General features: G+C 69.3%; 26 protein-coding genes. 15 read left to right on the top strand and 11 right to left on the bottom strand.

Annotated elements, in window-relative coordinates:
* Positions 1-94 precede the first annotated feature (94 nt).
* Positions 95-1,588, top strand: coding sequence for a long-chain fatty acid--CoA ligase (locus ACFWUR_RS03415; protein WP_378901189.1), 1,494 nt, complete (start codon positions 95-97; stop codon positions 1,586-1,588).
* The gene (locus ACFWUR_RS03410; RefSeq protein WP_378901186.1) at positions 1,585-2,040 is read left to right on the top strand and encodes a MaoC family dehydratase; all 456 of its coding nucleotides are present in this window, start codon (positions 1,585-1,587) and stop codon (positions 2,038-2,040) included. Before ACFWUR_RS03415 ends, ACFWUR_RS03410 begins: the two co-directional genes overlap by 4 nt.
* Positions 2,041-2,082: 42 nt before the next feature.
* Here the strand turns inward: ACFWUR_RS03410 and ACFWUR_RS03405 are convergent, their stop codons facing one another.
* From ACFWUR_RS03405 to ACFWUR_RS03395, 3 genes are all read right to left on the bottom strand, one after another.
* Positions 2,083-2,478 carry a VOC family protein gene (locus ACFWUR_RS03405; RefSeq protein ID WP_378901184.1) on the bottom strand — a complete coding sequence of 132 codons (396 nt, stop codon included), beginning with the start codon at positions 2,476-2,478 and terminating at the stop codon, positions 2,083-2,085.
* Between the two features lie 4 nt (positions 2,479-2,482).
* On the bottom strand, positions 2,483-3,289 hold the full coding sequence (locus ACFWUR_RS03400; RefSeq protein ID WP_378901182.1) for a helix-turn-helix domain-containing protein: 807 nt from the start codon (positions 3,287-3,289) through the stop codon (positions 2,483-2,485).
* A 69-nt stretch (positions 3,290-3,358) separates the two neighbouring features.
* Positions 3,359-3,664, bottom strand: coding sequence for an MTH1187 family thiamine-binding protein (locus tag ACFWUR_RS03395; RefSeq protein WP_378901179.1), 306 nt, complete (start codon positions 3,662-3,664; stop codon positions 3,359-3,361).
* A gap of 98 nt (positions 3,665-3,762) precedes the next feature.
* Here ACFWUR_RS03395 and ACFWUR_RS03390 point away from each other — a divergent pair, with 98 nt between their 5' ends.
* The 7 genes from ACFWUR_RS03390 (at position 3,763) to ACFWUR_RS03360 (ending at position 11,747) form a co-directional block, all read left to right on the top strand.
* Positions 3,763-4,758 carry a helix-turn-helix transcriptional regulator gene (locus ACFWUR_RS03390; protein WP_378901176.1) on the top strand — a complete coding sequence of 332 codons (996 nt, stop codon included), beginning with the start codon at positions 3,763-3,765 and terminating at the stop codon, positions 4,756-4,758.
* On the top strand, positions 4,755-5,738 hold the full coding sequence (locus ACFWUR_RS03385) for a helix-turn-helix transcriptional regulator (RefSeq protein ID WP_378901173.1): 984 nt from the start codon (positions 4,755-4,757) through the stop codon (positions 5,736-5,738). The genes ACFWUR_RS03390 and ACFWUR_RS03385 overlap by 4 nt, the downstream gene beginning before the upstream one ends.
* Positions 5,735-6,763 carry a 2-dehydropantoate 2-reductase gene (locus ACFWUR_RS03380; RefSeq protein WP_378901171.1) on the top strand — a complete coding sequence of 343 codons (1,029 nt, stop codon included), beginning with the start codon at positions 5,735-5,737 and terminating at the stop codon, positions 6,761-6,763. Before ACFWUR_RS03385 ends, ACFWUR_RS03380 begins: the two co-directional genes overlap by 4 nt.
* Before the next feature lie 92 nt (positions 6,764-6,855).
* Positions 6,856-7,131 carry a Sec-independent protein translocase subunit TatA gene (tatA, locus tag ACFWUR_RS03375; RefSeq protein ID WP_378901169.1) on the top strand — a complete coding sequence of 92 codons (276 nt, stop codon included), beginning with the start codon at positions 6,856-6,858 and terminating at the stop codon, positions 7,129-7,131.
* Positions 7,132-7,241: 110 nt separating this feature from the next.
* On the top strand, positions 7,242-8,195 hold the full coding sequence (gene tatC / locus ACFWUR_RS03370) for a twin-arginine translocase subunit TatC (protein ID WP_378901166.1): 954 nt from the start codon (positions 7,242-7,244) through the stop codon (positions 8,193-8,195).
* 3 nt (positions 8,196-8,198) lie between these two features.
* Entirely contained in the window at positions 8,199-10,898 is a 2,700-nt protein-coding gene (locus ACFWUR_RS03365) for a DEAD/DEAH box helicase (RefSeq protein ID WP_378901164.1), read from the top strand.
* 120 nt (positions 10,899-11,018) lie between these two features.
* The gene (locus tag ACFWUR_RS03360; protein ID WP_378901162.1) at positions 11,019-11,747 is read left to right on the top strand and encodes a DUF4333 domain-containing protein; all 729 of its coding nucleotides are present in this window, start codon (positions 11,019-11,021) and stop codon (positions 11,745-11,747) included.
* Between the two features lie 111 nt (positions 11,748-11,858).
* On the opposite strand, the gene ACFWUR_RS03355 is transcribed toward ACFWUR_RS03360, so the two are convergent.
* Complete coding sequence (locus tag ACFWUR_RS03355; protein ID WP_378901160.1) at positions 11,859-12,833, bottom strand: 5'-3' exonuclease H3TH domain-containing protein; 975 nt, start codon at positions 12,831-12,833, stop codon at positions 11,859-11,861.
* Between the two features lie 101 nt (positions 12,834-12,934).
* Between ACFWUR_RS03355 and ACFWUR_RS03350 the strand changes: the two genes are divergently transcribed.
* Positions 12,935-14,062, top strand: a complete 1,128-nt coding sequence (locus tag ACFWUR_RS03350) for a M24 family metallopeptidase (RefSeq protein WP_378901157.1) — start codon at positions 12,935-12,937, stop codon at positions 14,060-14,062.
* 59 nt (positions 14,063-14,121) lie between these two features.
* Here the strand turns inward: ACFWUR_RS03350 and ACFWUR_RS03345 are convergent, their stop codons facing one another.
* Positions 14,122-14,520, bottom strand: a complete 399-nt coding sequence (locus ACFWUR_RS03345) for a PPOX class F420-dependent oxidoreductase (RefSeq protein WP_378901155.1) — start codon at positions 14,518-14,520, stop codon at positions 14,122-14,124.
* A 181-nt stretch (positions 14,521-14,701) separates the two neighbouring features.
* Here ACFWUR_RS03345 and ACFWUR_RS03340 point away from each other — a divergent pair, with 181 nt between their 5' ends.
* The 3 genes from ACFWUR_RS03340 (at position 14,702) to ACFWUR_RS03330 (ending at position 17,680) form a co-directional block, all read left to right on the top strand.
* Positions 14,702-15,451, top strand: a complete 750-nt coding sequence (locus ACFWUR_RS03340; protein WP_378901153.1) for an SDR family NAD(P)-dependent oxidoreductase — start codon at positions 14,702-14,704, stop codon at positions 15,449-15,451.
* The gene (cbiE, locus tag ACFWUR_RS03335) at positions 15,430-16,701 is read left to right on the top strand and encodes a precorrin-6y C5,15-methyltransferase (decarboxylating) subunit CbiE (RefSeq protein ID WP_378901572.1); all 1,272 of its coding nucleotides are present in this window, start codon (positions 15,430-15,432) and stop codon (positions 16,699-16,701) included. Before ACFWUR_RS03340 ends, cbiE begins: the two co-directional genes overlap by 22 nt.
* A gap of 226 nt (positions 16,702-16,927) precedes the next feature.
* The gene (locus ACFWUR_RS03330) at positions 16,928-17,680 is read left to right on the top strand and encodes a cobalt-precorrin-6A reductase (protein ID WP_378901569.1); all 753 of its coding nucleotides are present in this window, start codon (positions 16,928-16,930) and stop codon (positions 17,678-17,680) included.
* A gap of 22 nt (positions 17,681-17,702) precedes the next feature.
* Here ACFWUR_RS03330 and ACFWUR_RS03325 read toward each other — a convergent pair whose 3' ends face one another.
* The 5 genes from ACFWUR_RS03325 to ACFWUR_RS03305 form a co-directional block, all read right to left on the bottom strand.
* Positions 17,703-18,245 (bottom strand): PadR family transcriptional regulator, encoded by a 543-nt coding sequence (locus ACFWUR_RS03325; RefSeq protein WP_378901151.1) that lies wholly within the window; start codon positions 18,243-18,245, stop codon positions 17,703-17,705.
* Positions 18,246-18,403: 158 nt separating this feature from the next.
* Complete coding sequence (locus tag ACFWUR_RS03320) at positions 18,404-18,886, bottom strand: ubiquitin-like domain-containing protein (protein ID WP_378901149.1); 483 nt, start codon at positions 18,884-18,886, stop codon at positions 18,404-18,406.
* Between the two features lie 266 nt (positions 18,887-19,152).
* A complete protein-coding gene (locus ACFWUR_RS03315) occupies positions 19,153-20,745 on the bottom strand; it encodes a precorrin-2 C(20)-methyltransferase (protein ID WP_378901566.1) in 1,593 nt (530 codons plus the stop codon).
* Between the two features lie 5 nt (positions 20,746-20,750).
* The gene (locus ACFWUR_RS03310; RefSeq protein ID WP_378901147.1) at positions 20,751-21,386 is read right to left on the bottom strand and encodes a precorrin-8X methylmutase; all 636 of its coding nucleotides are present in this window, start codon (positions 21,384-21,386) and stop codon (positions 20,751-20,753) included.
* A gap of 43 nt (positions 21,387-21,429) precedes the next feature.
* Complete coding sequence (locus ACFWUR_RS03305; protein WP_378901145.1) at positions 21,430-21,867, bottom strand: Lrp/AsnC family transcriptional regulator; 438 nt, start codon at positions 21,865-21,867, stop codon at positions 21,430-21,432.
* Between the two features lie 125 nt (positions 21,868-21,992).
* Between ACFWUR_RS03305 and ddaH the strand changes: the two genes are divergently transcribed.
* Positions 21,993-22,856, top strand: a complete 864-nt coding sequence (gene ddaH, locus ACFWUR_RS03300; protein ID WP_378901142.1) for a dimethylargininase — start codon at positions 21,993-21,995, stop codon at positions 22,854-22,856.
* A gap of 118 nt (positions 22,857-22,974) precedes the next feature.
* Here the strand turns inward: ddaH and cobG are convergent, their stop codons facing one another.
* Positions 22,975-24,198, bottom strand: a complete 1,224-nt coding sequence (gene cobG, locus ACFWUR_RS03295; protein ID WP_378901139.1) for a precorrin-3B synthase — start codon at positions 24,196-24,198, stop codon at positions 22,975-22,977.
* A 215-nt stretch (positions 24,199-24,413) separates the two neighbouring features.
* Between cobG and ACFWUR_RS03290 the strand changes: the two genes are divergently transcribed.
* Positions 24,414-25,088 carry a hypothetical protein gene (locus tag ACFWUR_RS03290; RefSeq protein WP_378901136.1) on the top strand — a complete coding sequence of 225 codons (675 nt, stop codon included), beginning with the start codon at positions 24,414-24,416 and terminating at the stop codon, positions 25,086-25,088.
* Positions 25,089-25,109: the final 21 nt, after the last annotated feature.

Genomic DNA, 25,109 nt, shown 5'->3' with positions numbered 1-25,109 from the left:
GCGGTGATCGCCGCTGGTGATCACCGCATCCACGCCCCCGCTCCCCGCGGTGGCCGCCCCCGCTTCTCGCCATCGCTGTCGTTAGGAACCACCCGTGAACGCCACCCTCTCCCTGGCCAGCATTCTCGCCGAACCCGCCCGCCGCCGACCCAATCACCTCGCACTGATCGAGGGCGACACCCGCGTCACCTTCGCCGATCTGTGGCTGCAGGCCCGCGAGCAAGCCGGTGCCCTGATCGCGCGTGGCGTGAAACCCGGTGACCGGGTTGGGCTGCTGTGTCCGAACACCGTCGACTTCCCGCGCGCCTATTTCGCGATCCTGGCGGCGGGCGCGACCGTGGTGCCCGTGCATCTTCTGCTCACCTCGCCGGAAATGGAGTACGTGCTGCGCGACAGCGGTGCCTCACTGCTGATCTGCCATCCGATGGTCGCGGCCACGGGCGCCGAAGCCGCGAGCAGCGCGGGCATCGACGTCGTGGCGCCGCAGGATCTTGTCGGCGAGGCGATCTCGAACTTCGTCTCCCGTGGCCCCCTCGATACCGCGGTCGTCTTCTACACCAGCGGCACCACCGGCACACCCAAGGGCGCCGAGCTGAGCCACCTCAACATGGTGATGTGCGCGACGGTGAACACCTTCGACGCCAACGAGATCCACCGCGACGACATCGCCCTCGGCGCGCTGCCGCTGTTCCATGTGTTCGGGCAGACGGTGTCGATGAATTCGCACTGGCGAGTCGGCGGCACCCTGGTGCTGATGCCGAGATTCGATGCCGCCGCCGCCATTTCGCTGATGGCGGCCGAGCGGGTCAACCTGTTCCACGGTGTGCCCACGATGTATCTGTCGCTGATCGAGGCGGCGGCTTCGGCGCCGGCCATGCCCGAGCTGAAACTGTGCGTCAGCGGCGGCGCCGCGCTGCCCGTCGCCGTGCTCGAGGAATTCGAGCGGATCTTCCACGCACCGGTGCTCGAGGGGTACGGCCTGTCGGAGACCTCGCCGACCGCGGCGGTGAACCAGCCGTGCTTCGGTACCGAGGCGGGCACCGTGGGGCATCCGGTGTGGGGTGTCGACGTGGAGATCGCCGATCCCGCGATCGCCGACCGCATCGAACTGCTGCCGATCGGTGACGTCGGGGAGGTGGTAGTGCGTGGGCACAACGTGTTCAGCGGCTACACCGGCAGGCCGGAGGCGACCGCGGCCGCGGTGGTCGACGGCTGGTTCCGCACCGGCGACCTCGGAACCCGCGACAAGACCGGCCGGGTGCGCATCGTCGACCGGATCAAGGAGATGATCCTGCGCGGCGGATTCAACGTCTATCCGACCGAGGTCGAAGCGGCCCTGATCCGGCACCCGCACATCGCGCAGGTCGCCGTGATCGGCGTGCCCGACCCGCATTACGGTGAGGAGATCGTGGCGGTCGTGGTGCCCGACGGTGCGGTGACCGCGCAGGAGGTGATCGACTTCGCCAAGCTGCAGGTCGCGAAGTACAAGTACCCGCGCCGCGTCGAGTTCGTCACCGAGCTACCCCTCGGCCCCACCCACAAGGTTCTCAAACGCGAACTGCGCCAACGTTTCGGAGGAGCGGCATGACCACGGATTTCGCCGATGTCGACGCCTTGCGCGCCGCGATCGGAACCGAACTCGGTCCCAGCGACTGGGTCACCATCGACCAGCGTCGTATCGACCTGTTCGCCGAGGCCACCGGCGACCACCAGTGGATCCACCTCGATGCCCAGCGCGCCGCCGACGGGCCCTACGGCGCCACCATCGCCCACGGCTTCCTCACGCTGTCGCTGATCGTGCCGATGACCCAGCAGATCATGAGTGTCAGCGCCGCGAAGGCAGGGATCAACTACGGCCTCGACCGAGTTCGGTTCCTCACTCCCGTTCCGGTCGACAGCCGCATTCGAGCGCACCTCACCCTGACCGAGGTCACCGAGGTGCCCGGCGGTGTCCAAATCCACCGCCACGTCACCGTGGAACTCGAAAACGCCGACAGACCGGCGTGTGTGGCCGACTCCATCGCCCGCTGCCTGCTGTGAACTCCCGCCGCGGCGAGCGCACCCCGCGTTCGCCACGGCGGATCACGTGAGCTGTCGGAGCTCTCCGCTGAGGACCCAGAGGTGGCCGAACGGGTCCTCGACCCGACCCTGTCGCTTGCCGTAGGGACGATTGTCGACGGGGATAACGACCTCGGCGCCGAACTGCACCATCCGGCGGGCCGTCGCGTCGGGGTCCGCGACGGTGAGGACGAGCAGGACGGGCGAGCCGCCCACTGATCGGGGATCGGTCCAGCCCCAGTCCTCGACGCTCTGTGCCACAGCGAACACGACGGAGTCGACGGTGAGTTCGGCATGGTTCACCACGCCGTCGTCATCGGCGACTCGAAGGGTCACCTCGGCGCCGAGCGCCTGGGTGTAGAAGGAGATCGCCGCGTCCGCGTCGGCGACCAGCAGCTTGGGAACCAGTTGGCTGTTCATGCCCTCATGGTCGGACGGCGGTGGGCCGTCGGCCTTGTAGATTTCGGCCCTCTTCCGCGAGCCACTCGGTCGGCGTGGTGTTCATGAGGTCGCGGAAGTCGTGCACGAGGTGGCTCTGGTCGTGGTAGCCAGACTCCGCGGCGACCTGGGCCCAGGAGGCCGCGCCCGTGCCGACCCGACCTACGGCGGACTCCAAGCGGGCCACCCGAGAGGCGAACTTCGGGGTGATCCCCAGTGACCGGCGCATCACCTCGCGAAGACGGCGGGGGCTCAGGTGCGCCCGGTGCGCCAGATCCTCGACCGAAGCGGTCCCACGACCGGCTCTGATCAGTTCCAGCGTGCGCAGGGCGTCGTCGACCGCCGTGCGGTGATCGGCCCGCGACAGCCGCTCGAGCAGCCGCAGCCGCAGGACGGCCTCGCGCTGCTCGACCGGACGGTTCGTCAACTCCTCGCACAGCGAGCCCATCCATGGCAGAACAGCGTCGGCGTGCACTCCGCCCGCGTCCACCTCGCTCAGCGGCATTCCGCTCAACCGTCGCAGCGCCGCCGGCGACAACTCGACATAGGCAGTCGGCTGTCGCGGCAGCAGAGTGGTGACGGGCGTGGCGACCCCCGGTCTCATCAAACCGGCCACCACGGCCGTGGCATGGCGGGTCCGGCCGTCGTAGTCGACCTCGATCGGCGCCCCGAGGCTGAAAACCAGCCGGGCGGACAGCGCGGGCACAGCCCGGTGCGGCCGAGCTCGCCCGGCGTGCTCGCTGATCGCCACCACGCCGATGCCCGCGCCACGACATGCCCGGCGGAGTTCCACCCTCGTATTCTCGCATCCGTCGGCGTCGGGCGTGTCCGCCCAACAGGCACGAACTCGCGATCGGGCCGACTAGCCGTCGGCGAGATATCGCTCGACGGTGGCGACCTTGCTGTCGAGTGCGTCGGTGACGCCGGGTCGGATATCGGCCTTCAGGACGAGGCTGCAGCGGGGCGCGGCGACGAGGATGGCGTCGGTGGCGGCCTTGATCACCGCCATCACCTCGTCCCATTCGCCCTCGATCGTGGTGAACATCGCGTCGGTGCGGTTCGGCAGACCGGACGCGCGGACCACGCGCACGGCCGCGGCGACCGCTTCGCCGACCGAGCCGTCGTGGTGGGCGGATCCGCTGGGCGCTACGGAGAAGGCGACGAGCATCGAGGTCCTTTCGGTGGGTAGGTCTCATCCTCGCCGGGCCGCGGTGCAACTGTGCGCCGACGCGCGGGGCAGGGGTGGCGACCATTACCCTCTATCGAGTGGCGATATCCAAGGTCGAGCGGCTGATGAATTTGGTCATCGCGCTGCTGTCGACCAGGCAGTTCCTGAGCGCGGAACGTATTCGCGCCAGCGTGGCCGGTTACGAGGACTCCGCGACCGACGAGGCGTTCAGCCGGATGTTCGAGCGCGACAAGAACGAATTGCGCGATCTGGGCATCCCTTTGGAAGTCGGTCCGGTGGGGAGGTTCTCGACACTCGAGGGGTACCGGATCAACCGGGACGCCTACGAACTGCCCGATATCGATCTGTCGAGCGAAGAAGCCGCGGCGGTCGCCGTCGCCGTGCAGATGTGGGCATCCCCGGAACTGGCGGGCGCGGCCGAGGGCGCGCTGCTGAAGCTGCGCGCGGCCGGGGTCACTGTCGAAACCGACAACGTGGGGGTATCGGTGCCCGCGGTGCCCGCCCGCACCCGAGGGTCGGAGCCGGTGCTGCGCGAACTGCTGGCCGCGATCGACGCGGGGCAGGCGGTGCGCTTCGGCCACCACAGCGCGGTCACCGATCCGTTCGTGACCCGCGATGTCGAACCGTGGGGTGTGGTGACCAGGCACGGGCGCTGGTATCTCGTCGGCCACGACCGCGAACGCGACGCCGTCCGGACGTTCCGGTTGTCGCGGATCGGCGGACAGGTGCGCCCCTACGGTCCGGTCGACGCGGTCCACAAGCCCGCGCACACCGACCTGCGCGCGATCGTCGACCGGGTCACCGGGGACGCTCCCGTCACCGGATCGGCCACCGTCTGGGTCGCCAAGGGTCGCGGTCGCGAACTGCGCCGCATCGGCACCGAGGTCGACACCCGCGATCTGGGTGGTCGCCCCGGCTCGGTGCTCGAGCTACCGGTTCGATCCCGCGACTGGGTAGCTCGGTTGATCACCGGGCTCGGACCCGACGTCCTCGTACTCGAACCGCCGCAACTGCGCGCCGACGTGATGGACCGGCTACGGTCGGTACTCGACCACACGGAGGTCACGTCGTGAGTTCGCGTCTGTCCCTACGCCTTTCGCGCCTGCTGAACATGGTGCCGTACTTACTCGCGCACCCGGGTATCAGCGCGGCCGAGGCCGCCGCCGAACTGGGTGTCACCACCAAACAGCTGATGAGCGACCTCAATCAGCTGTGGATGTGTGGATTGCCGGGCTACGGTCCCGGTGATCTGATCGACCTCTCGTTCTCCGAGGAGAGCATCGAGGTCACCTTCTCGGCAGGCATCGAACGGCCGCTGCGGCTGACCTCCACCGAGGCCACCGCACTGCTGGTGGCCCTGCGCTCGATCGTGGAGATGCCGGGCATGGTCGACCCAACCGCCGCGCACGCCGCCATCGCCAAGATCGAATCGGCGATCGCCAGCACCGACGCCGTCGTCACCGGCAGACCGGTCGAGGTTCCCCTCGAGAAGCCGGTGGTCTCGACCGTGCGCGCCGCGCTCGCCGACGCGCGGGCCCTGCGCCTGGTCTACTACTCGGCCAGCCGAGACGAAGTGTCCGAACGCATCGTCGACCCGATTCGCGTGGTGCTGGTCGACAACAACAGCTACCTGCAGGCCTGGTGCAGGCAGGCCGAAGGCGTGCGGCTGTTCCGGTTCGACCGGATCGAGGACGCGACCGAACTCGACGAACCGGCCCGGCCGCCGAGCCACGCCGCCGCCGACGCGGCCGCGCTCGACCTGTTCCAGGACGACCCCGACGTGCCGCTGGCGCGCCTGCGCATCCGCGCCGACTACGTGTGGGTGCTCGACCAGTACCCCATGCACCGCATCGAATCGCGCGCCGACGGCAGCATCGAGGCGGGCATGCGCTTCGCCTCGCCGGACTGGATGGCCCGGCTGCTGCTCGGCTTCGGCACCGGCGTCACCGTGCTGGGACCACCGGAACTGGTGGCGGCCGTACGCACGCGCGCCGACGCCGCCCTGGCCGCCTACGCGGCCGCCGGACTGATAGGGGAGACCGAACCCGCGTGAGTCAGCGAGTACTGGTCCTCGGCGCGGGCAGCGTCGGGGTTTTCATCGGCGGACACCTGGCCGCCGCGGGCATGGAAGTGATCTTCGTCGGCCGTCAGCGGATCCTCGACGACATCGCCGAACACGGCCTGCGCCTGACCGATCTGGACGGCGGCTCGACCGAGGTAGCACCCGACCGGTTCGGTCTGGCACTCGAACCCGACGAGCCCGAATTGGCCGACCTGGTCCTGGTCACCGTGAAATCGGCGGCCACTGCCACCGCGGTTCGGGCCGTCGCGGGCCGATTGCGCGCCGGCACCCCGGTCGTGAGCCTGCAGAACGGCATCGGCAACGACTCGGTGATCAAAGAGATCCTGCCGACCAGCATCGTCCTGGCGGGGATGGTGATGTTCAACGTGGTGCATCGCGGTCACGGGTGTTTCCACCGCGCCAGCGGCGGGGACCTCGCGATCCAGGACGACCAGGTCGTCGACCGCTTCGCCGACCGTTTCCGCGCCGCGGGCCTGCCACTGCGCCGCCACCGCGACCTCCGTCCGGTGCAGTGGGCCAAACTGCTGCTCAATTTGAACAACCCGATCAACGCGCTGTCGGGCAGGCCGCTGCGCGAAGAACTCGCCGAGCGTGACTATCGCCGTTGCCTCGCGTTGACCCAGTCCGAAGCCCTCGCCGTGATGAACACTGCGCGAATTCGGCCCGCCCAGCTCACCCCCGTTCCGCCCGAGTTGATGGTGCATTTGCTGCGAGTTCCCGACGCGGTCTTCCGGCGGGTGTTCGGCCGGGTGCTCGCCATCGATCCGCTCGCCCGCTCGTCGATGGCCGATGATCTCGCGCTGGGCCGGCGCACCGAAATCGCGTGGTTGTGTGGGGAAATCGTGCGCCTGGGCGAGATGGTCGGGCACCCGACGCCGGTGAACCGGCGGCTGACGGAGCTGATCAGAATCGCCGAATCCGGCGACACCGCGCGGTTCACCGGAAGCCGGTTACTCGCGGTGCTGACCGGGGCGGCGGCCGCCGTCGCGGATTGAACGCGTGGCGAACACCGCTGCGGCTGGCCGTTCATCCGGGTCCGGTCCCGGGTAGCATCGGTAGTCACCACAGTCTTTGGAGGTATCTGATAATGGGCACGTTCAGCTGGACGCACCTGCTGATCATCGCGTTGCTGTTCGTTCTGCTCTTCGGCGCGAAGCGGCTTCCCGACGCGGCACGCGGTCTGGGCCGCTCGCTGCGCATCTTCAAGAGCGAGGTCGGGCAGATGCAGGCGGAATCCTCGACATCGGACGCACCGGCGTCGGCCACCCCGGCCACCCCCGCGCCGCCGCAGCAGTTGTCCGCGTCGGCGACGCAGGCGCAGACCCCGATCGTCGAAACGCAGCAGGGCCACAAAACCCTCTGACCTCGGCCATCACCCCGGGGCGGTAGCGACCGCTCCGGGGCGAAGTGCTGTCTCGTCAAAAGTTGTCGCCGAGCATCCGCCGTACCGAGGGTTAGAGGCCACCACCCACCATGCGCATTCCGTTCGATCCCCGGCGCACCAAGCGCAGGACGAATCCCGACGGCACCATGTCGTTGGTCGAGCACCTGCAGGAACTGCGCACTCGACTGCTGCTCGCGCTGGCCGCGATCGCGGTGACCACGCTGATCGGCTTCTTCTGGTACGCGCACACCCTCTTCGGGCTGGAGAGCCTCGGCGAGATCTTGCGTGGCCCCTACTGCGCGCTGCCCGAATCGTCGCGGGCCAGCCTGAGCCCCGACGGCGCGTGCCGATTGCTCGCCACCGGGCCCTTCGACCAGTTCATGCTCCGGTTGAAGGTCGGGCTCACCGCCGGCGTCGTGATCGCCACCCCGTTCTGGCTGTATCAGCTGTGGGCGTTCATCACCCCCGGCCTGTACGCGAAGGAACGCAAGCTCGCCGTCGGTTTCGTGGTGACCGGCTCGGTGCTGTTCGTGACCGGCGCCATCCTGGCCTACCTGGTGGTCTCGCACGCGTTGTCGTTCCTGATGACGATCGGCGACAACGTCCAGATCACCGCGCTCAGCGGTAACCAGTACTTCGGGTTCATCATCCAACTGCTGATCATCTTCGGCGTGAGTTTCGAGACGCCGTTGATCATCATCGGGCTGAATCTGGTGGGGGTGCTGCCCTACGTCAAGCTCAAGGCGTGGCGGCGCGGGATGATCTTCGGCCTGTTCGTCTTCGCCGCGATCGTGACACCGCAGGACCCGTTCTCGATGCTGGCGCTGGCGATCGCGTTGACCGTGCTGTTCGAGTTCGCGGTGCAGTTCTCGCGTTTCAGCGACGCGCGCAAGGCCCGCCGGGAGGCGAAGGCGGGCTGGGGTCCGCTCGACGACGAGCAAGCGTCTCCGCTGGAGAATCCGGAACCGGTGGCACCGGCCGATCCGATGGGCGAGCCGGAGAAAACCCCGCGCCCGGTGTCGGACTACTCCGATACGCTCTGAGGGGTGACCGACACTCCGGGGCTGCCCAGCGAACTGGCGAAATTCGCCGGCGAGATTTCCTTCGAACTGGACCCCTTCCAGCGCACCGCGTGCGCGGCATTGGAAGACGGGCACAGCGTGCTCGTGTGCGCCCCCACCGGTGCGGGCAAGACGATCGTCGGTGAGTTCGCGGTGCACATGGCGCTGGCCTCGGGCGGAAAGTGCTTCTACACCACGCCGATCAAGGCACTGTCGAATCAGAAGTTCGCCGACCTGACCGCCCGCTACGGGCGCGACAGTGTCGGCCTGCTCACCGGTGACCAGTCGATCAACCCCGGCGCACCGGTGGTCGTGATGACCACCGAGGTACTGCGCAACATGCTCTACGCGTCCTCGGACTCGTTGCACGGGCTGTCCTACGTCGTGATGGACGAGGTGCACTACCTGGCCGACCGGTTCCGCGGCGCGGTATGGGAGGAAGTGATCCTGCACCTGTCGCCGGACGTGCGTCTGGTGAGCCTGTCGGCGACGGTGTCCAATGCCGAGGAGTTCGGCGCGTGGATGGAAACCGTGCGCGGCGACACCGCGGTGGTGGTCGACGAGACCAGGCCGGTGCCGCTGTGGCAGCACGTGATGGTCGGTCGGCGGATGTTCGACCTGTTCGACAACAAATCCAGCGACCACAAGGTCGTGGTCGACGAAGACCTCGTCCGCTTCATCCGCCAGCGCGAGAGCGCCGACCGGATGCACGGATACGGCGGTCCGCGCGGGCGCGGTGGGCGCGGCGGCAACTTCCGTCCGCTGCCGCGACCGGACGTGCTCGCTCGCCTCGACGAGGAAAACCTGCTGCCCGCGATCACGTTCATCTTCAGCCGCGCGGGCTGCGACGGCGCGCTGGCCCAGTGCCTGCGCGCACGCCTGGATCTGAGCCGTCCCGGCGAGACCGAGCAGATCGACGAGATCATCGAAAAGCACACCGGTGATCTGCCCAAGGGTGATCTCGAGGTCCTCGGTTACTGGGAATGGCGCGAGGCGCTGCACCGTGGCCTGGCCTCCCATCACGCCGGCATGCTGCCCGCGTTCCGGCACACCGTCGAAGAGCTGTTCGTCAAAGGCCTGGTGCGCGCGGTGTTCGCCACCGAGACCTTGGCGCTCGGCATCAATATGCCCGCTCGCACGGTGGTGCTCGAGCGCCTGGTGAAGTTCAACGGTGAAACCCACGCCGAGCTGACTCCCGGCGAGTACACCCAGCTCACCGGTCGTGCGGGCAGGCGCGGCATCGATGTCGAGGGCCACGCGGTGGTGCTGTGGCAGCCCGAGGTGGACACCAGCGCGGTCGCCGGCCTCGCCTCCACCCGCACCTACCCGCTGCGCAGCTCGTTCCGGCCGGGCTACAACATGTCGATCAACCTGATCGACCGGATGGGCGCTCAGGAGGCCCGAACGCTGCTCGAAAGGTCGTTCGCCCAGTTCCAGGCCGACCGGTCGGTCGTGGGGCTGGTCCGTGGCATCGAACGCAACGAGGGCGCGCTGCGCAAGTTGGAGAGTCAGCTCGGTGGCGTCGGTGGCGACTTCATGGAGTACCTGTCGCTGCGTGATCGGATCAAGCAGCGTGAGCGCGATATCCAGCAGCAGGGCCGGGCCGACCGGCGTGGTGCCGCGGTGAAGGCGCTGATCGGTTTGCGCCGCGGTGACGTGGTGGCCATCCCGGTGGGTAAGCGTTCGGGGCTCGCGGTGATCCTGGAACCCGATCAGACGCCCGGCGACCCGCGTCCACTGGTGTTGACCGAGGACCACTGGGCCGGACGGGTCTCGGCGGCCGATTTCCCCGAGCCCGCCGAAGCACTCGGGCGCATGGACCTGCCGCGCCGTGTCGACCATCGGACCGCCCGCATCCGCCGCGACCTGGCCTCGGCGCTGCGCGGAACCGGCATCTCGGCGCCGCGCCGAGGTAAGCGCAACGACCGTGTTCGCGGCGGCGAGGATCGCCAACTCTCGACGCTGCGGCGCAGTCTGCGCTCCCATCCCGCACACGACCGTCCCGACCGGGAACAACTGAGCCGGACCGGCGAGCGGTATTCGCGCCTCGCCCGCGAGACCGAGACGATGCGCCAGAAGGTTGCCGCGACCACGAATTCGCTGGCGCGTACCTTCGATCGGATCGTCGGGCTGCTGGAGGAGCGCGGTTTCGTCGCCCACGGGGAGGTCACCGCCGACGGCAGGCGGCTGGCCCGGATCTATGCCGAAAGCGATCTGGTGGTCGCCGAGGCGTTGCGTCAGGGCCTGTGGCGCGGGCTCGGTCCGGCCGAGCTCGCCGCGGTGGTGTCGACGCTGGTCTACGAATCGCGGCAGGAGACCGGTCTGCTGACACCGGCGGGGCCCACCGATCCGATCCGCCGGGCGATCGCGGCCACCATCGACGTGTGGTCGGACCTGCGCTCCGACGAGGCGCGGCACAAACTTCCGCCTACCCGCGAACCCGACCTGGGATTCGTCACCGGGGTGTACAAGTGGGCGCGCGGCGACGCGTTGGCCGAGGCGTTGCTGGCCAGCGGCGACCAGGGCACGACGATGTCGGCGGGCGATTTCGTGCGGTGGTGCAGGCAGGTGATCGACCTGCTCGATCAGATCCGCAACACCGCCGACGACCCCGAGGTCGCGTCCACCGCGGCCAAGGCGGTGCGTGCGGTGCGGCGGGGTGTCGTCGCGGTGGACGCCGCGTAGTCGCGACGTCTGTGATTTGATTTCTTCGCGTACCGACCGTGAGGCGGATGTCGTGCGAATGCGGCAGGCCCGGCGCGGGGGGCTACCGTATGGACTAATAATGCGAGTGGAGGCGAGTGGATGAGCGGCCCTTACGGACCGAACAACCCCGGGGAGGGGAACAACGATCCCACCCAGCACTGGGGGGGTCAGCAGGGGGCCGGTGGCGCCGGTCCCACCCAGCACTGGGGTGGTGCGCAACAGCCGCCGCCTCAGGGCGCCCAGCCCACCCAGCAGTGGGGGGACCCGAACGCACAGCAGCCTCCGCAGCAGTGGGGACAACAACCCCAGCAGCCGCAGCAGCCGTGGGGTCAGCAGCCGCAGCAACCGACCGGGCCGCAGCAGCAGTGGGGCCAGACCCAGCCGCCGCCGCAGGACTGGAACAACCAGGCCGCCAACGCGCAGCCGTGGGGCCAGCAGCCGGCGCCGCAGCAGCAGTGGGGGCAGCAGTCCGGGCCGCAGCAGCCGTGGGGCCAGCAGCCGCAGCAGTCCTCCGGTGGTAAGGGCAAGGGCCTGATCATCGGCCTCGTCGCAGCGGGCGTGCTCGTGGTCGCCGCGGTCGTCGGCTTGCTCCTGGTGGTGTTCTCCTCGGACGAACTCGACAACGTGGCCGTGCAGGACGGTGTCGCGCGCGTGTTGAAGGAGTCCTACGACATCGCCGACGTCTCCGACGTCAGCTGCCCCTCCGGTCAGGCCGTGGAGGTCGAGGCGACCTTCACCTGCGACCTGAAGGTCAGTGGCGAGGCGAAGAAGGTCACCGTCAAGATCACCAAGGAAGACGGCACCTACGAGGTCGGCCGCCCGAACTAGGCGTTCGCACTACGTTTTCCGGGCCGTCCGCGAGTACGCGGGCGGCCCGGTGTCGTTTCCGGTGTCGCGGACCTGATCAACGATGCCTTGCCGAGATCTCGCCGCGGCGGGTCAGTCGGCGTGTGCCGCGGTGAGTGCGGTGACCAGGCGGGTGATCGGGCTCTCGGCGTTGTAGGCGGCAGCCAAGGCGAGCAACCGGTCGGGGTCGGCCGGGGTGGCGGGCAGGATGTCCGGGCGGGACAGGACGACATCGGCGTCGCGGACGACTCGCACGACCGGCGCGGCCACTTCCAGATATTCCTGCGCGGCAACGAGTTTCGCGCGCACACCCTTGGCGATATCGGAACTCGGATCGGCGACGGCGGCCATGAGCGCGTCGAGCGAGCCGAACTTGGTGATCAGCTGGGCGGCGGATTTGTCGCCGATGCCCGCCACGCCGGGCAGGCCGTCGGAGGCGTCGCCGCGCAGCGTCGCCATGTCGGCGTAGGCCGGTCCCGCGTTCTGTTCGGGCACACCGTATTTCGCCGAGAGCTCCGCGGGCCCGAACAGTTCGGCCTTGGCCAGGCCGCGACCGACGTAGAGCACCCGAACCGGTGGGCCGGGCTCGTCGCGGACCAACTGCAACAGGTCGCGGTCGCCGCTGACGACGACGACCGGATCGACGCGTTCGGTGCTCGCGAGGGTGCCGAGCACATCGTCGGCCTCGAGACCCTCCGCGCCGCCGGTGGCGATGCCCGCCGCGGCCAGCACCTCGAGGATCATCTCGACCTGCGGGGTGAGGGTGTCGGGCACCTCTTCCGCGCCGGGTGCGGCCGCGGTGCTGGTGTCGAGCCGATGGGCCTTGTAGGAGGGCACGAGGGCCACGCGGAACGGCGGCCGCCAATCGAGGTCGAGCCCGACGACGAGCCTGCTCGGGCGATGCTTGGTGACCAGCGAGGCCACCATGTCGGTGAACCCGCGCACCGCGTTCACCGAGCGTCCGTCGGCCCCCCGGAGTTTGTCGGGAATCGCGTAGTAGGCGCGGAACCAGAGGCTGGCGCCGTCGAGGATCAACAGGGGTCCACGGGTGCTCTCGTCAGCGGTCACCCGGTGATTGTGCCCCGAAGCACCGACACCGTGCCGATGGCGGTGCCGACGGGGTCTCGTCGGTGGCAGCCGCCGGCTCCGGGCGGGTAACGTCGGATCCTATGAGCGCGCACACGGATGCCAGGTTCGCTGCGAAGGTCTACGGTCAGCGGTTGGAACGGGCGGTCGAATTGATGCGTGCGGCGCATCTGGACGCCCTGCTGATCACCCCGGGCCCCGATCTGCGCTACCTGATCGGCTCGGCGGCGCAATCCTTCGAGCGACTCACCTGCCTGGTGATCTCGGCGGACGGATCGACACCGTCGGTGGTCATCCCGAAACTCGAGCTGGCCGCTCTCGCGGATTCCGCCGCGGGCGAACTCGGCCTGCGGGTACTCGACTGGGTCGACGGCGTCGATCCGTACCAATTGGTCCGCTCGACATTGCACGCGGGTTCGCGCATCGCGGTGGCCGACGCGATGCCCGCGCTGCACCTGATCCCGCTCGCCGAGTCGACCACGGGGCTGCCCGCGTCGGCGACGCCGGTGCTGCGGGAGTCGCGAATGATCAAGGACGAGGCCGAGATCGACGCGCTGCGCCGCGCGGGTGCGGCGATCGACCGGGTGCACGCGCGCATGGGTGAATTCCTCTCGGCGGGTCGCACCGAGGCGGCGGTGGCCGCCGACATCACGGCCGCGATCCTCGCGGAGGGCCATACCGAGGCGGCGTTCGTCATCGTCGGCAGTGGCCCGCACGGCGCCGACCCACACCACGAGGTGTCCGATCGCGTGATCGAACAGGGCGACGTGGTGGTGATCGATATCGGTGGCCCGGTCGAACCCGGTTACTACTCGGACTCGACCCGCACCTACGTGCTCGGCACCCCGAGCCCGGAGATCGTCGAGCGGATGGCGGTGCTCGAGGCCGCCCAGGCCGCCGCGGTCGCGGCTGTGCGGCCGGGAGTGAGCGCGGAGTCCATCGACGCGGCCGCGCGCGCCGTGCTCGCCGACGCGGGCTTGGACGAGGCCTTCATCCACCGCACCGGCCACGGCATCGGCCTGTCGGTGCACGAGGAGCCCTACATCGTGGCGGGCAACGACTTGGTGCTCGAAGCGGGCATGGCGTTCAGTATCGAACCGGGAATCTACTTCGGCGGCGAATGGGGCGCGCGGATCGAGGACATCGTGGTCGTCACCGAGGACGGCGTGGAGTCGATGAACAACCGGCCGCACGGTTTGACGGTGCTGTAAGCGCGTCGCGCACAGGCAATGTCGGGGCGTCCGGTGCGGTGTCGACCGGGCGGGGCAGTCTATTTCAGCGTGCTCGACGACAGCACCCGGCGCACCTGGATCGCGACGACGACCCGCGTCGGATTCTCGCGGGGCACCCGGTAGCGCTCGGTATAGCGGCGCACGGCCTCGGCGACGCCGGCGCTGTCGTCGAGCACCGTCGCCGGTCCTTCGAGGGTGAGCCAGCGCGCGCCGTCGACCTGGCTCACCGCCGCGTACCCACCCCGTCGGGCGTTGCGCGCCTTCACCGACGCGCCGTCGGTGATCACGCGGGCGAGCCCGCTCGCCGGATCCCAGGTGAAGCCCACCGCGACCACGTGCGGAGTGCCGTCGGCGCGCAGGGTGGTCAACGTGGCCAGGTGTCGCTGGGTGACGAACTCGAGGGCGGCGGGGGACAGCTGTGCGGTGGCGGTCGACATGCCGGAAACGGTAGTCGGGCCGAACGACGGCGGACTCCGCGGGCCGTGGTGAGCTTGCTCCACCGGCGAACTGTCGCCGGACGTCGAGAAAGCGTGTCGATTCGGTCGTCGGAGGCAGCGCGGGGGCGGCCACCGAGGCGGGCCGGAACAGGCCACCACGACCGGATGACAGACTGGCGCTATGGGAATGCAGAACGACGGTCCGGTGCTGGTCCTGGGTGGGCGCAGTGAGATCGGGCTCGAGGTGGCGCGCAGGCTGGCCTCCGGGCGGGTGGTGATCCTGGCCGCGCGCCGGGCCGATACGTTGGCCGCCGAGATCGAGCAGGTGCGCGCGGCGGGTGCGAGTGCCGTACACGCCGTGGAATTCGACGCCGACGACATCGCCGCCCACGCGCCCCTGCTGGAAAAGCTCGCCGCCGAGCACGGTGGCATCGCGACCGCGGTGCTCGCCTTCGGTGTGCTCGGCGATCAGGACCGAGCCGAGCACGACCCGGCACACGCGGTCGCGGTCGTGCACACCGACTATGTCGCCCAGGTCAGTGTGCTCACCACCCTGGCGACCCTGATGCGCGCGCAGGAGTCCGGCCAGATCGTCGTGTTCAGCTCTATCGCGGGCGTGCGGGTGCGGCGGGCGAACTATGTCTACGGGTCGGCCAAAGCGGGCCTCGACGGCTTCGCGAGCGGCCTCGGCGACGCCCTGCACGGCACCGGCGTCCAACTGCTGCTGGTGCGTTCGGGCTTCGTGATCGGCCGGATGACCACCGGCATGGACCCCGCCCCTATGTCCAGCACCCCTGGCCAGGTCGCCGACGCCGTCGTCCGCAGCCTCGGCAAGGGCGCCACCCGCGTCGCCGTCCCCGGCCGCCTGGCGTTGGCGTTCTTCGTGATGCGCCTGCTCCCGCAATCCGTCTGGCGCCGGATGCCACGGTGACCGGGACGGACTGGACCGGCCACCCGATCGTGGTCGCCGGAATCGGGGCCGACGGATGGGCCGGGCTCGGCGACACGGTCCGCCGCGCTATCGGCGACTGTGACGTGGTGTTCGGGTCCCCGCGGCAGCTGGCCCTGCTCCCGGCCGGTGATCTCGAACGCGTGCCGTGGCCGTCGCCGCTGGTGCCCGCACTGCCGGAGTTGTTCGCGCGCAATGCCGCTCGCCGTGTCGGTGTCCTGGCCAGCGGCGATCCCATGTTCTACGGCATCGGCGTCACCCTGGCGCGGCGGTTCGGCCCGGCGGCGCTGCGGGTGTACCCCCAGCCCTCGTCGGCATCGCTGGCGTGCGCCCGGCTCGGCTGGCCGCTGGCCGAAACTCCGGTGATGAGCGTGGTTGCCCGGCCATTGCCCACCATCCTGCCCGAATTGTCGGAAAATCGTCGGATCCTCGTCCTCAGCGAGGATGAGACGACCCCGAGCCGGATCGCGGAACTGCTGCGTGACAACGGATTCGGCGCCTCGATGCTGACTGTCTGCGAACAACTCGGCGGTCCCACCGAACGTCGGCGCACCGGCCTCGCCGCCACCTGGCCGCACCCGCCCGGCGACCCGCTCAACATCGTCGCCATCGACTGTCGCGCCGATCCGGGCACCCGGCGCGACACCCGCCTGCCTGGCCTGGCCGACGCCGCCTTCGCCGGTGACGGCCAGCTCACCAAGGCCGAGGTGCGCGCCCTCACCGTCACCGCTCTCGCCCCCGCACCGGGGGAAATGCTGTGGGATATCGGCGGTGGCTCGGGCAGTGTCGCCATCGAATGGTGTCGCACCCATCCGCTGTGCCGGGCCGTCACGTTCGAACGACTGGCCACCCGTCGAGAACAAATCGCGACCAATATCGATGCACTCGGGGTACCGGGAATAACGATCCGCGGCGAGGTGCGCTCAGAGTTAGCCGAAGAATTGGCGCCCGCGCCCGACGCGATATTCCTCGGCGGCGGACTCACTCAGGACGGCATGTTCGAACAGTGCTGGCAACGCCTGCGCCCCGGTGGTCGCCTCGTCGCCAACGCGGTCACCGCGGAATCGGAAGCGCTGCTGCTCGACTGGTCCGCCGGGTTCGGCGGGATGCTGCGCAAGTTTCAGATCTATCGCGGCGAACCACTGGGCGGGTTCACGGCCTGGCGTCCGCACTTGCCGGTCGCCCAGTGGGTTGTCCGAAAACCCGCTGGTCGACAGAGCATCGACCCATAGGTCCGATCACGCGCAGATCACGCGCAGATCACGGTGAATCCGTTGTCGCAGGGTTCGCGCGCCGGAATAGTTTCAGACCGAAGGTGTAGAACCCCAGGCTCGGGGGTAGGGTCGTTGCCGTTCGGGGTAATCTTCCCGGTGCGTTTTCCATGATGGAGAGTTACATGAAGTACTCGACGTTCGATGGCGATGGCTGTGCCGGTGCCGATGATTTCGGAGGGCTGTCCTGAGAGTTCTGATCCTCGGTGGCACCGGTGAAGCCAGGGAGTTGGCGCGCAGAGCGTCCGGCGAGCGTGGGCTCGACATCGTGTCCTCCCTGGCCGGCCGGGTCGCCAATCCGCGGTTGCCGGTGGGTGCGGTCCGCGTGGGTGGGTTCGGCGGTGTCGAAGGTCTCCGAACCTGGCTACGTGAGAACGCGATCGACGCTGTCGTGGATGCGACCCACCCCTTCGCCGCGCAGGTGAGCGCGCACGCGGCCGCCGCCGCCGCTGATCTGAACCTGCCCGCGCTGCATCTGCGCCGCCCGGAATGGGTGCAACGACCCGGTGACCTGTGGACCCGGGTGCCCGATCTCGCGTCGGCGGCCGCGGCCCTGACCCCGCGCGACAAACAGGTTCTGCTGACGATCGGCCGCCAAGGCGTCGGCGCGTTCGTCGGCTGCACGGGGCACGGCTTCGTCATCCGCTCCATCGACGCCCCCGAGGTCCCGCTGCCGCCGCGCTCGAAGCTGTTGCTGGCGCGTGGGCCGTTCACTTTCGACGAAGAGCTCGTGCTGATGTCGCGCCATCGCATCGATGTACTGGTCACGAAGAACAGCGGTGGCGCGCAGACCGAGGCCAAGATCGTCGCGGCGCGCACCGCGGGTCTGCCGGTGATCATGATCGACCGACCGCCGCTGCCCGCGGGCGCGCGCACCGTGGCCGAGGTCGGCGACGCTGTCGAGTGGTTGCGCGAGTCCGAGTCGCACCGGGTGCGCTGAATCCGGCTGCCGGAGAACGCTGTCAGCGTGGATGCGGTGGCGTGAAGATCGTCGGCAACTGGTCGAACCAGTGCAGGACCGCACGCTCGTAGGCGATGCCGAATTCGAGGGTGGCCCGCTGGTGGGGGGCCAGCGCGGTTTCGTCTTCGTCGAGGTAGCGGTCGAGGCGGTCCTGGTGAATATTCTTGTTGGCGGCGATGATCCGATCGCGATGTGCTGGATCGAGGTGCTCGCCGAAGGACAGGGTGAGCAGCAGTGGCACCCGGATGGTTTCGGCGCCGGGGTCGCGCCCGATCCACTCGGCGAAGGCCTCGCGCCCGATCTCGGTGATCCGGTACGGCGTGCGTTCCCTGGCGCCGCGTTCGCCCTTGGTCACCAGGCCCGCGGCGTCCATGGTGGACAGCTCGCGATAGACCTGGCTCTGCGTGATGGTCCAGAAGTCGCCGATGCGTTGCTGGGCCTGCGTGGCGAGATCCCAGCCCGACTTCGGGCCCTCGTGCAGGAACCCGAGCAGCGAGGCCGCGGTGGAGTTCAGTGGGCGGCGTCGAGTCGCGATGTCGGTCAACGGTCAACTCCCTTCGAACTACATTCCTAAGTGGAATGTTACGCCTGGGTGGGCGGTCCGCCAATAGTGCCGGTGTTGCGGTGAGTTCGCCGACCCGGGGGGTGCGGCGGTGGTGCTCGCGCGCTGAGCACCACCGCCGCGCAGATCGATCGCCGGGCTCAGGCCAACGCGAGGTTCACGATGTCGCCGTCGGCCAGTTCATAGGACGCCAAGGTCGCGGCGTCCTCGAGTGCGACCTCGCTCTCGGTGATGAGCTGCTGGTCGGCAGCCGGAACCCCGGTCTGTTCCTCGATGCGGGTCTTGAGGTCCTTCACGGTGGCCGTGGAGTCGACACTGACCTCGATGGGCTCGCCGTCCAAGCCGTTGACCAGCAGGGTGATGCTGGTCGTGGACAGGGGTGCCCCGGGCAGGGCGGGCAACGCGGGCAATGCGGGCGCGGCGGGTGCCGCCGGGGCGGCCGGCGCCTCCGGTGCCGCGGGCGCGGCGGGTGCCGCCGGTGGGGCAGGCGGGGCTGGTTGGGCCGAGGCGCCCGGCAGGATCCCGGCGACGGGAACCGCCATGGCGGCGACCATCAGGCCGACTGTCACCCCGCGCCGTAATCGGGTACCGACGGTGTGCCGTGCGTGGTGCTGAACTCTCATCGTGGTGAGTCCTTTCATCGTCCGCTGTGGACGTGTTGGGGAATCGAACCAGGAAACGAGATGTCACGCTGTAGTGCTCGCGGGCATGCCCGCGGAACCAGTGTGCCACCGCACGCGCGTATCGAGGGGTCTCGCCGACCGCGCGGGTCGCCGAGAATCGCGGTCGGCCCTGGAGGCACCGCAGTGGTTGCCGTGCGGATTCGGTGACCGGTCGTCGGGGCCGCATGGGGTACCGACCGCGCGGTTCGCTGATTGCTCGCGGCGGACTACCGGCTCGGTACCGCCCCGTACCTGCGCGAGGTGAAAACGCGGGTGCCTTCCGGCGTGTCGAAGGTGATGGTGGTCGACGATCCGATGATCAGCAGTGTGCGCATGTCGACCTCGTCCGGATCGAGCTCGCCCAAGGTGGTCACCCGGACCGACTCGGTCGGTCCACCGACATCGCGGCCGAGTACCACCGGCGTCACCGGCGGGCGGTGTTCGAGCAGTAGCTCGCGCATGGCGCCGACCTGCCAGCGTCGTTGCGAGGAAGCCGGGTTGTAGATCGCGATCGCCATGTCGGCCGCGGCCACCGCCGAGAGGCGTTGTGCGACAACATCCCAGGGCTTGAGTCGATCCGAGAGCGAGATCATCGCGTAGTCGTGCCCGAGTGGCGCGCCGACCCGGCTCGCCACCGCGTTGGCGGCTGTCAGCCCGGGCAGCACCCGCACGCGGACATCCTGGAACTGCGGTTCGGCCGACACCTCGAGTACCGCGGCCGCCATGGCGAAGACGCCCGGATCGCCGGAGGACACCACCGCGACGCGAGCGCCCCGCTTGGCCAGGTCCAGCGCCATCGCGGCCCGCTCGGACTCGACCTTGTTGTCGCTGGCGTGCCGTCGCTGACCCGCGCGCTCGGGAACGCGGTCGATATAGGTGGTGTAGCCGACGAGGTCGGTGGCCTCGGCCAGGGCGGCGGTGACCTGCGGCGTCGTCCAATCCGCATCGCCGGGGCCGAGGCCGACGACGACGACCTCGCCCGGCAGCTGCGCCGACGCGGCGGCAGTCGAGACCCGCGGCGCGGTCGTGTCGGCACCGGACGCCGAGCTGATCGAAGTGTCGGTGCGGATGGAAGCGCCACGAGCCGGGATGGTGGTGGTGGGTGTCGGGCCCGGCACGAGCATGATCGAGAAGTACGGCACGTCCGCCTCGTCGACGTCGGCCGCGGCGAGTACCCGCTGGCGAGTGCTGCTCGCGCGTTCGACGTAGTAGGCGGCGTCCAACCGGCCGGAATCCGCGAGTGCCCGGCGCACACCCGGAAAGGTGCGCCCCAGCTTCATGATCGCGGCCGCGTCGGTGTCGCGTAGTCGCTGGGTCAGCTCGTCGACGGGCATGGTGCCGGGCAGCACCGTCAGCACCTGCTCACCTTCCACCAGGGGAGTGCCCAGCGCCGCGGAGGCGGCGCTGACCGAGGTGATGCCGGGAACGATCTCGGTCTCGAATCGATCGGCCAGCCGCCGGTGCATGTGCATATAGGACGAGTAGAACAGTGGATCGCCGGCGGCGAGCAACGCGACGGTGCGCCCCGCCGCCAGATGGGCGGCCAGGCGTGCCGCGGCCTGCTCGTAGAACTCGTCGATCGCGCCCTGGTACCCGCCGGGGTGATCGGTGGTCTCCACGGTCACCGGGTAGACGAGGTGCTCCTCGATCTGGCCCGCGCGCAAATACGGTTCCGCGATGGCCCGCGAGATGCTGCGCCCGTGCTTGGCGCTGTGGAAGGCGACCACATCGGCTTCGGCGATGAGCCGGGCGGCCTTCACCGTCACCAGTTCCGGATCGCCGGGACCGAGGCCGATACCCCAGAGTTTGCCGGTGCTGATCTCACTCACTCCTGTTCGCTCGCAATCGCATTCAGCGCCGACGCGGTGATCGCGCTGCCGCCCCGCCTGCCGCGGACGGTCAAGTATTCGATGCCGCCGAAGTCGATCAGCGCCTGCTTGGATTCCACGGCTCCGATGAACCCGACCGGGATGCCGATGATCGCGGCGGGACTCGGCGCACCGGCGTCGAGCATGTCGAGCAGGTGGAACAGGGCGGTCGGTGCGTTGCCGATGGCCACCACCGCACCGTCGAGCTGGTCGCGCAGCAGTTCCAGCGCCGCCACCGAGCGGGTGTTGCCCAGTCGCGCGGCGAGTTCGGGCACCCGTGGGTCGGTGAGGTTGCACAGCACCGCGTTGTCGGCGGGCAGGCGCTTGCGGGTCACTCCCGAGGCGACCATGTTGGCATCGCAGATGATCGGTTTGCCCGCGCGCAGCGCGGCCCGTGCCGCGGCGACCACTCCCGGGGAGTAGGCGATATCGGCGGCCAGGTCGACCTGACCGCAGCCGTGGATCATCCGCACCGCCACCCGCTCCACATCGGCGGGGAAACCGGCGAGATCGGCCTCGTCGCGGATCGTCGCGAACGAGCGCCGATAGATCTCGGCCCCGTCGGTGAGGTAGCTGGCACGCACGTCGGACATGCGCACAACCCTAGAACCTGGGCCTGACGTGGCGCCGCCCGGCTCAGGTGCGGGGGCGTTCGAGAATGCGCGACATCACCAACGAGCTACGGGTGCGCCCGACTCGCGCGTTCTCCCTGATCCGTTCGACCGTCACCTCGATCTCGGCCATATCGGTGGCCATCACATGAACCAGCGCGTCGGCCTCGCCCGCGATCGTCCACACCCCGACGACCTGGGGAATCGGCTCCAGGGTGCGGCGTAGCTCGGCGGGGGAGATGTTGTCGCGGTAGTAGACCTCGACATAGGCCTCGGTGGTCCAGCCGAGGGCGGCCGGGTTGACCTGGGCGGTGAACCCGGTGATCTGTCCGCTCGCGACCATCTTGTCCACTCGGCGTTTCACCGCGGGCGCGGACAGTCCGACCACCGAACCGATGTCCTGGAACGAGGCGCGGGCACGCAGGAGCAGTTCCGCCAGAATACGTCGATCGATCTCGTCCACGTCAGTCCTCTCGATCGCGCAATGATTCGTCATTCTGGCATCGAAATGCACAACGAATCGGTGTTACGCGTGGAATGCAACGGCAATTACGGTCGTGGAAACCGTCGCAGCCACCAGGAGTCCTGATGACCGCCGTTAGCCCCCTTCGCGTATCCGCACCCGCGCGGACTGCCTCGCCGCGTCGCTACGTGCTGTGTCGCCCCGACCATTTCGAGGTCACCTACGCGATCAACCCGTGGATGGATCCGGCCGTCGGGGTCGACCGGGCGCGCGCGCTCGCCCAGTGGGAAATCCTGCGCGCGACCCTGGAAGCGCACGGACACACGGTCGAGACGGTTCCCGGCGAGCCCGGTCTGCCGGATATGGTCTTCGCCGCCAACAGCGGCATCGTGATCGGTGGTCACGCGCTCTCGGCACGGTTCGCCCACCCGCAACGGGCGGCCGAGGGCCCCGCCTTCCATCGCTGGTTCGCCGCTCGGGAACTGCGCGAGCTGGCCACCGCGACCGAAACCAACGAGGGGGAGGGCGATTTCGCGTTCGCCGGGCGCCGAATCCTGGCCGGTGTCGGGTTCCGGTGCTCGCTGGCCGCGCACGCGGAGGTCGAGCGGTACTTCGGGGTGCCGGTGGTTTCCCTCGAATTGGTCGACCCACGCTTCTACCACCTCGACACCGCGCTGATGGTCCTCGACGACACCACCATCGCCTACTATCCGCCCGCGTTCAGCCCGGCCGCCCGCGACGTCCTGACCGCGCTGTACCCGGACGCGATCCTCGCCGACGACAACGACGCGATCTCCTTCGGCTTGAACGGACTCAGCGACGGCGAACACGTCTTCCTCGACCCCGGCGCCACCGGACTCCTCGCGCGGTTGCGTGAACGCGGATTCGTCCCCGTGCCGGTCGACGTGTCCGAACTGCGCAAGGGTGGCGGCGGCGTGAAGTGCTGCGTGCTCGAGCTGCACACCCGCCGTGACACGGCCATCGGGTAGCCGGGTCGGTGCGGCGGACGCGCAGCTGGCGGGGGCTTGCTCGTCTGCGGTGCCTACGACGCGGAACTGCTGCGGGAAGCTGATCGTCGATCGCTGTCCGCTCGGTCGCCGAAGCAGGTCAGGGTGCGGTCGTCGCCTCGTCGGTCTCGACCCGGTAGCCGTGGTCGGTGGCGACGACATCGGTGACGGGTCCGCGTGGGCGGCCGCAGCGTCGGTCGCAGCCCGACCAGTGCTGGCGACCCGCCACGGTGACGGCTGCGGCGGGAACGAGTTCGACCGCCACGGCCGAGCGCTCGACATCGGTCACCTCGGCCAGGACACGATCGGAGTCGACGGCGGCGGCGAGGTCGGCGCGGACGTCGGTGTGTGATTTCGCGCAGCCGGGGCGTCCGGCGCAGGCGCTGACCTGCAGCCACGGCGAATTCGCGTCGAAGATCAGCCCCATCGGCGCGAGTACCCGCACCACGGTTTCGGCGGGCCCTTCGTCGAGGTCGGTGATCACCAGGCTGCGCCAGGGGGTGACGAAGACGGGCCGTTCCACCGCGGCCAGGAATTCGGTGGTCCTGGCGGACAGGGTGCCGAGCGGGACGGCGGCGCCGAGTGCGACCAAGCCGTTGTCCTGGTCGAGCCACCCGATCGGAACATCGTGTGTCGCACCGAGTTCGAGAGGTTCACCGGTAGGGGAGCGATCCAGTGCCTCGACCACCGATTCGACCCCGCCCGGGATCTCGTGCAGTCGCCACTGCCCGCGCTCGCTGGTTCCCCGTAGATCGAGAAAGCCACGGGCCGCGTCGAGCATCACCTCGACCGCCGCACCCGCACTCACCCGAAGCCCGGTATCGACACCGGCCAGCAGCAGGGCGAACTCGTCGCCGCCGACAGCGTGGATCCCGATGTCGCCGCGCAGCGTGCTCACGTCGCCGCGACCGTCGTCGAGGGTGAACAGCACCCGCCCCGGCAGGTCGCCGAGCCGCGCATCGGCCCGGAGCCCGGCGTCGAGGTCGACCGTCAGATCCCGGACATCGGCGAACCCGCCGACGCGACCGGACAGGGGGGAGGCGACGATATTGCGCACTCGTTCGTGGCTCTCGCTGGGCAACAGGCCCGCCGCGCCCAGCCGGAGGGCGAGTTCGGACGCGTCACGTACCTGCCGGAGCTGGATGTTGCCGCGCGAGGTCAGCTCCAGGTTTCCGTTGCCCACATCACGCGCCGCATCGGCCAGGACCTGCAACTGCGCCGGCTCCAACCGTCCACCCGGCACACGAATCCGTGCCAACGGCCCGTCGGCGGCCTGATGCAACCGCAGAACCCCTGGACACGAATCGGGCGCACTCCTGGTCATGATGCTCAAGCCTACGACCCACCCGTGGCGCCCCGAACCCCACCGGGATGGACCGAGGGCGGGCCACCGAACGCCGGGGCCACGGCGAGGTCGACCAGCCGCGCGGCCCGGCCGATGTGACGAGGCCCTCTCGCGTGACGGCACGGTTCGGGGGTAATCGCTTAGGGTGAGTGGCGGATCCTTCGCCAGCCGAGTACTGACAGGAGATTCGCCGCATGCTGCGTGAATTCGTGGACAAGCGTGTCGTTCCCGCGCTCGACAGGGTCGCGCAGGCCCAGGCGCCGGTGATGAACCGCTACGTCGACTGGTTGGGCCGCCGACACCCGGAGGATGCTCCGGTGGAGATCGTGCAGCGACTGTCGCGCCAGTACCTGGTCGTCGTCACCGCCAGCGGCGCGGCGGTCGGGCTCACCGCCGCGGTGCCCGGGGTCGGCACCCTGCTCGGGCTGGCCGCGACCGGTGTGGACACCGTCGTGTTCCTCGAGGCTTCGTCGGCGCTGTCGGTCGGTGCCGCCGCGGCGTACGGTCTCGACCCCGACGACCCACGGCAGGCGCACCTGGTGTCGAAGGTCGTGCTCGGCGAGGCGGGCACGAAGATGCTCGACGAGACCGCGGGCCACAAGACGGGTCAGTGGATCTCGGTCGTCACCGACCACATTCCGGGCCTGGCGAGCATGCCCGACTCCCCGGCCAAACGCTTCATCGTCAACTACCTGGTCAAGCGCACCCTGCTGCTGTTCGGCACCCTGATTCCCGCGGGGATCGGTGCGGTGATCGGCGGGGTCGGCAACAACGGTCTCGGCCGACTGGTGATCGCGAACGTGTACCGCCATCTCGACACCGGCTCGCCGGAGATGGTCGCCGCGGGCACCGACCGATCGATGAGTTGACCTTCGACGCACTCGAACCCC

Origin of the sequence: Nocardia sp. NPDC058633 (assembly GCF_042717045.1) — a bacterium.
In the GTDB taxonomy this organism is placed as follows: Bacteria; Actinomycetota; Actinomycetes; order Mycobacteriales; family Mycobacteriaceae; genus Nocardia.
This window is presented reverse-complemented; position numbering and strand designations above follow the sequence as displayed.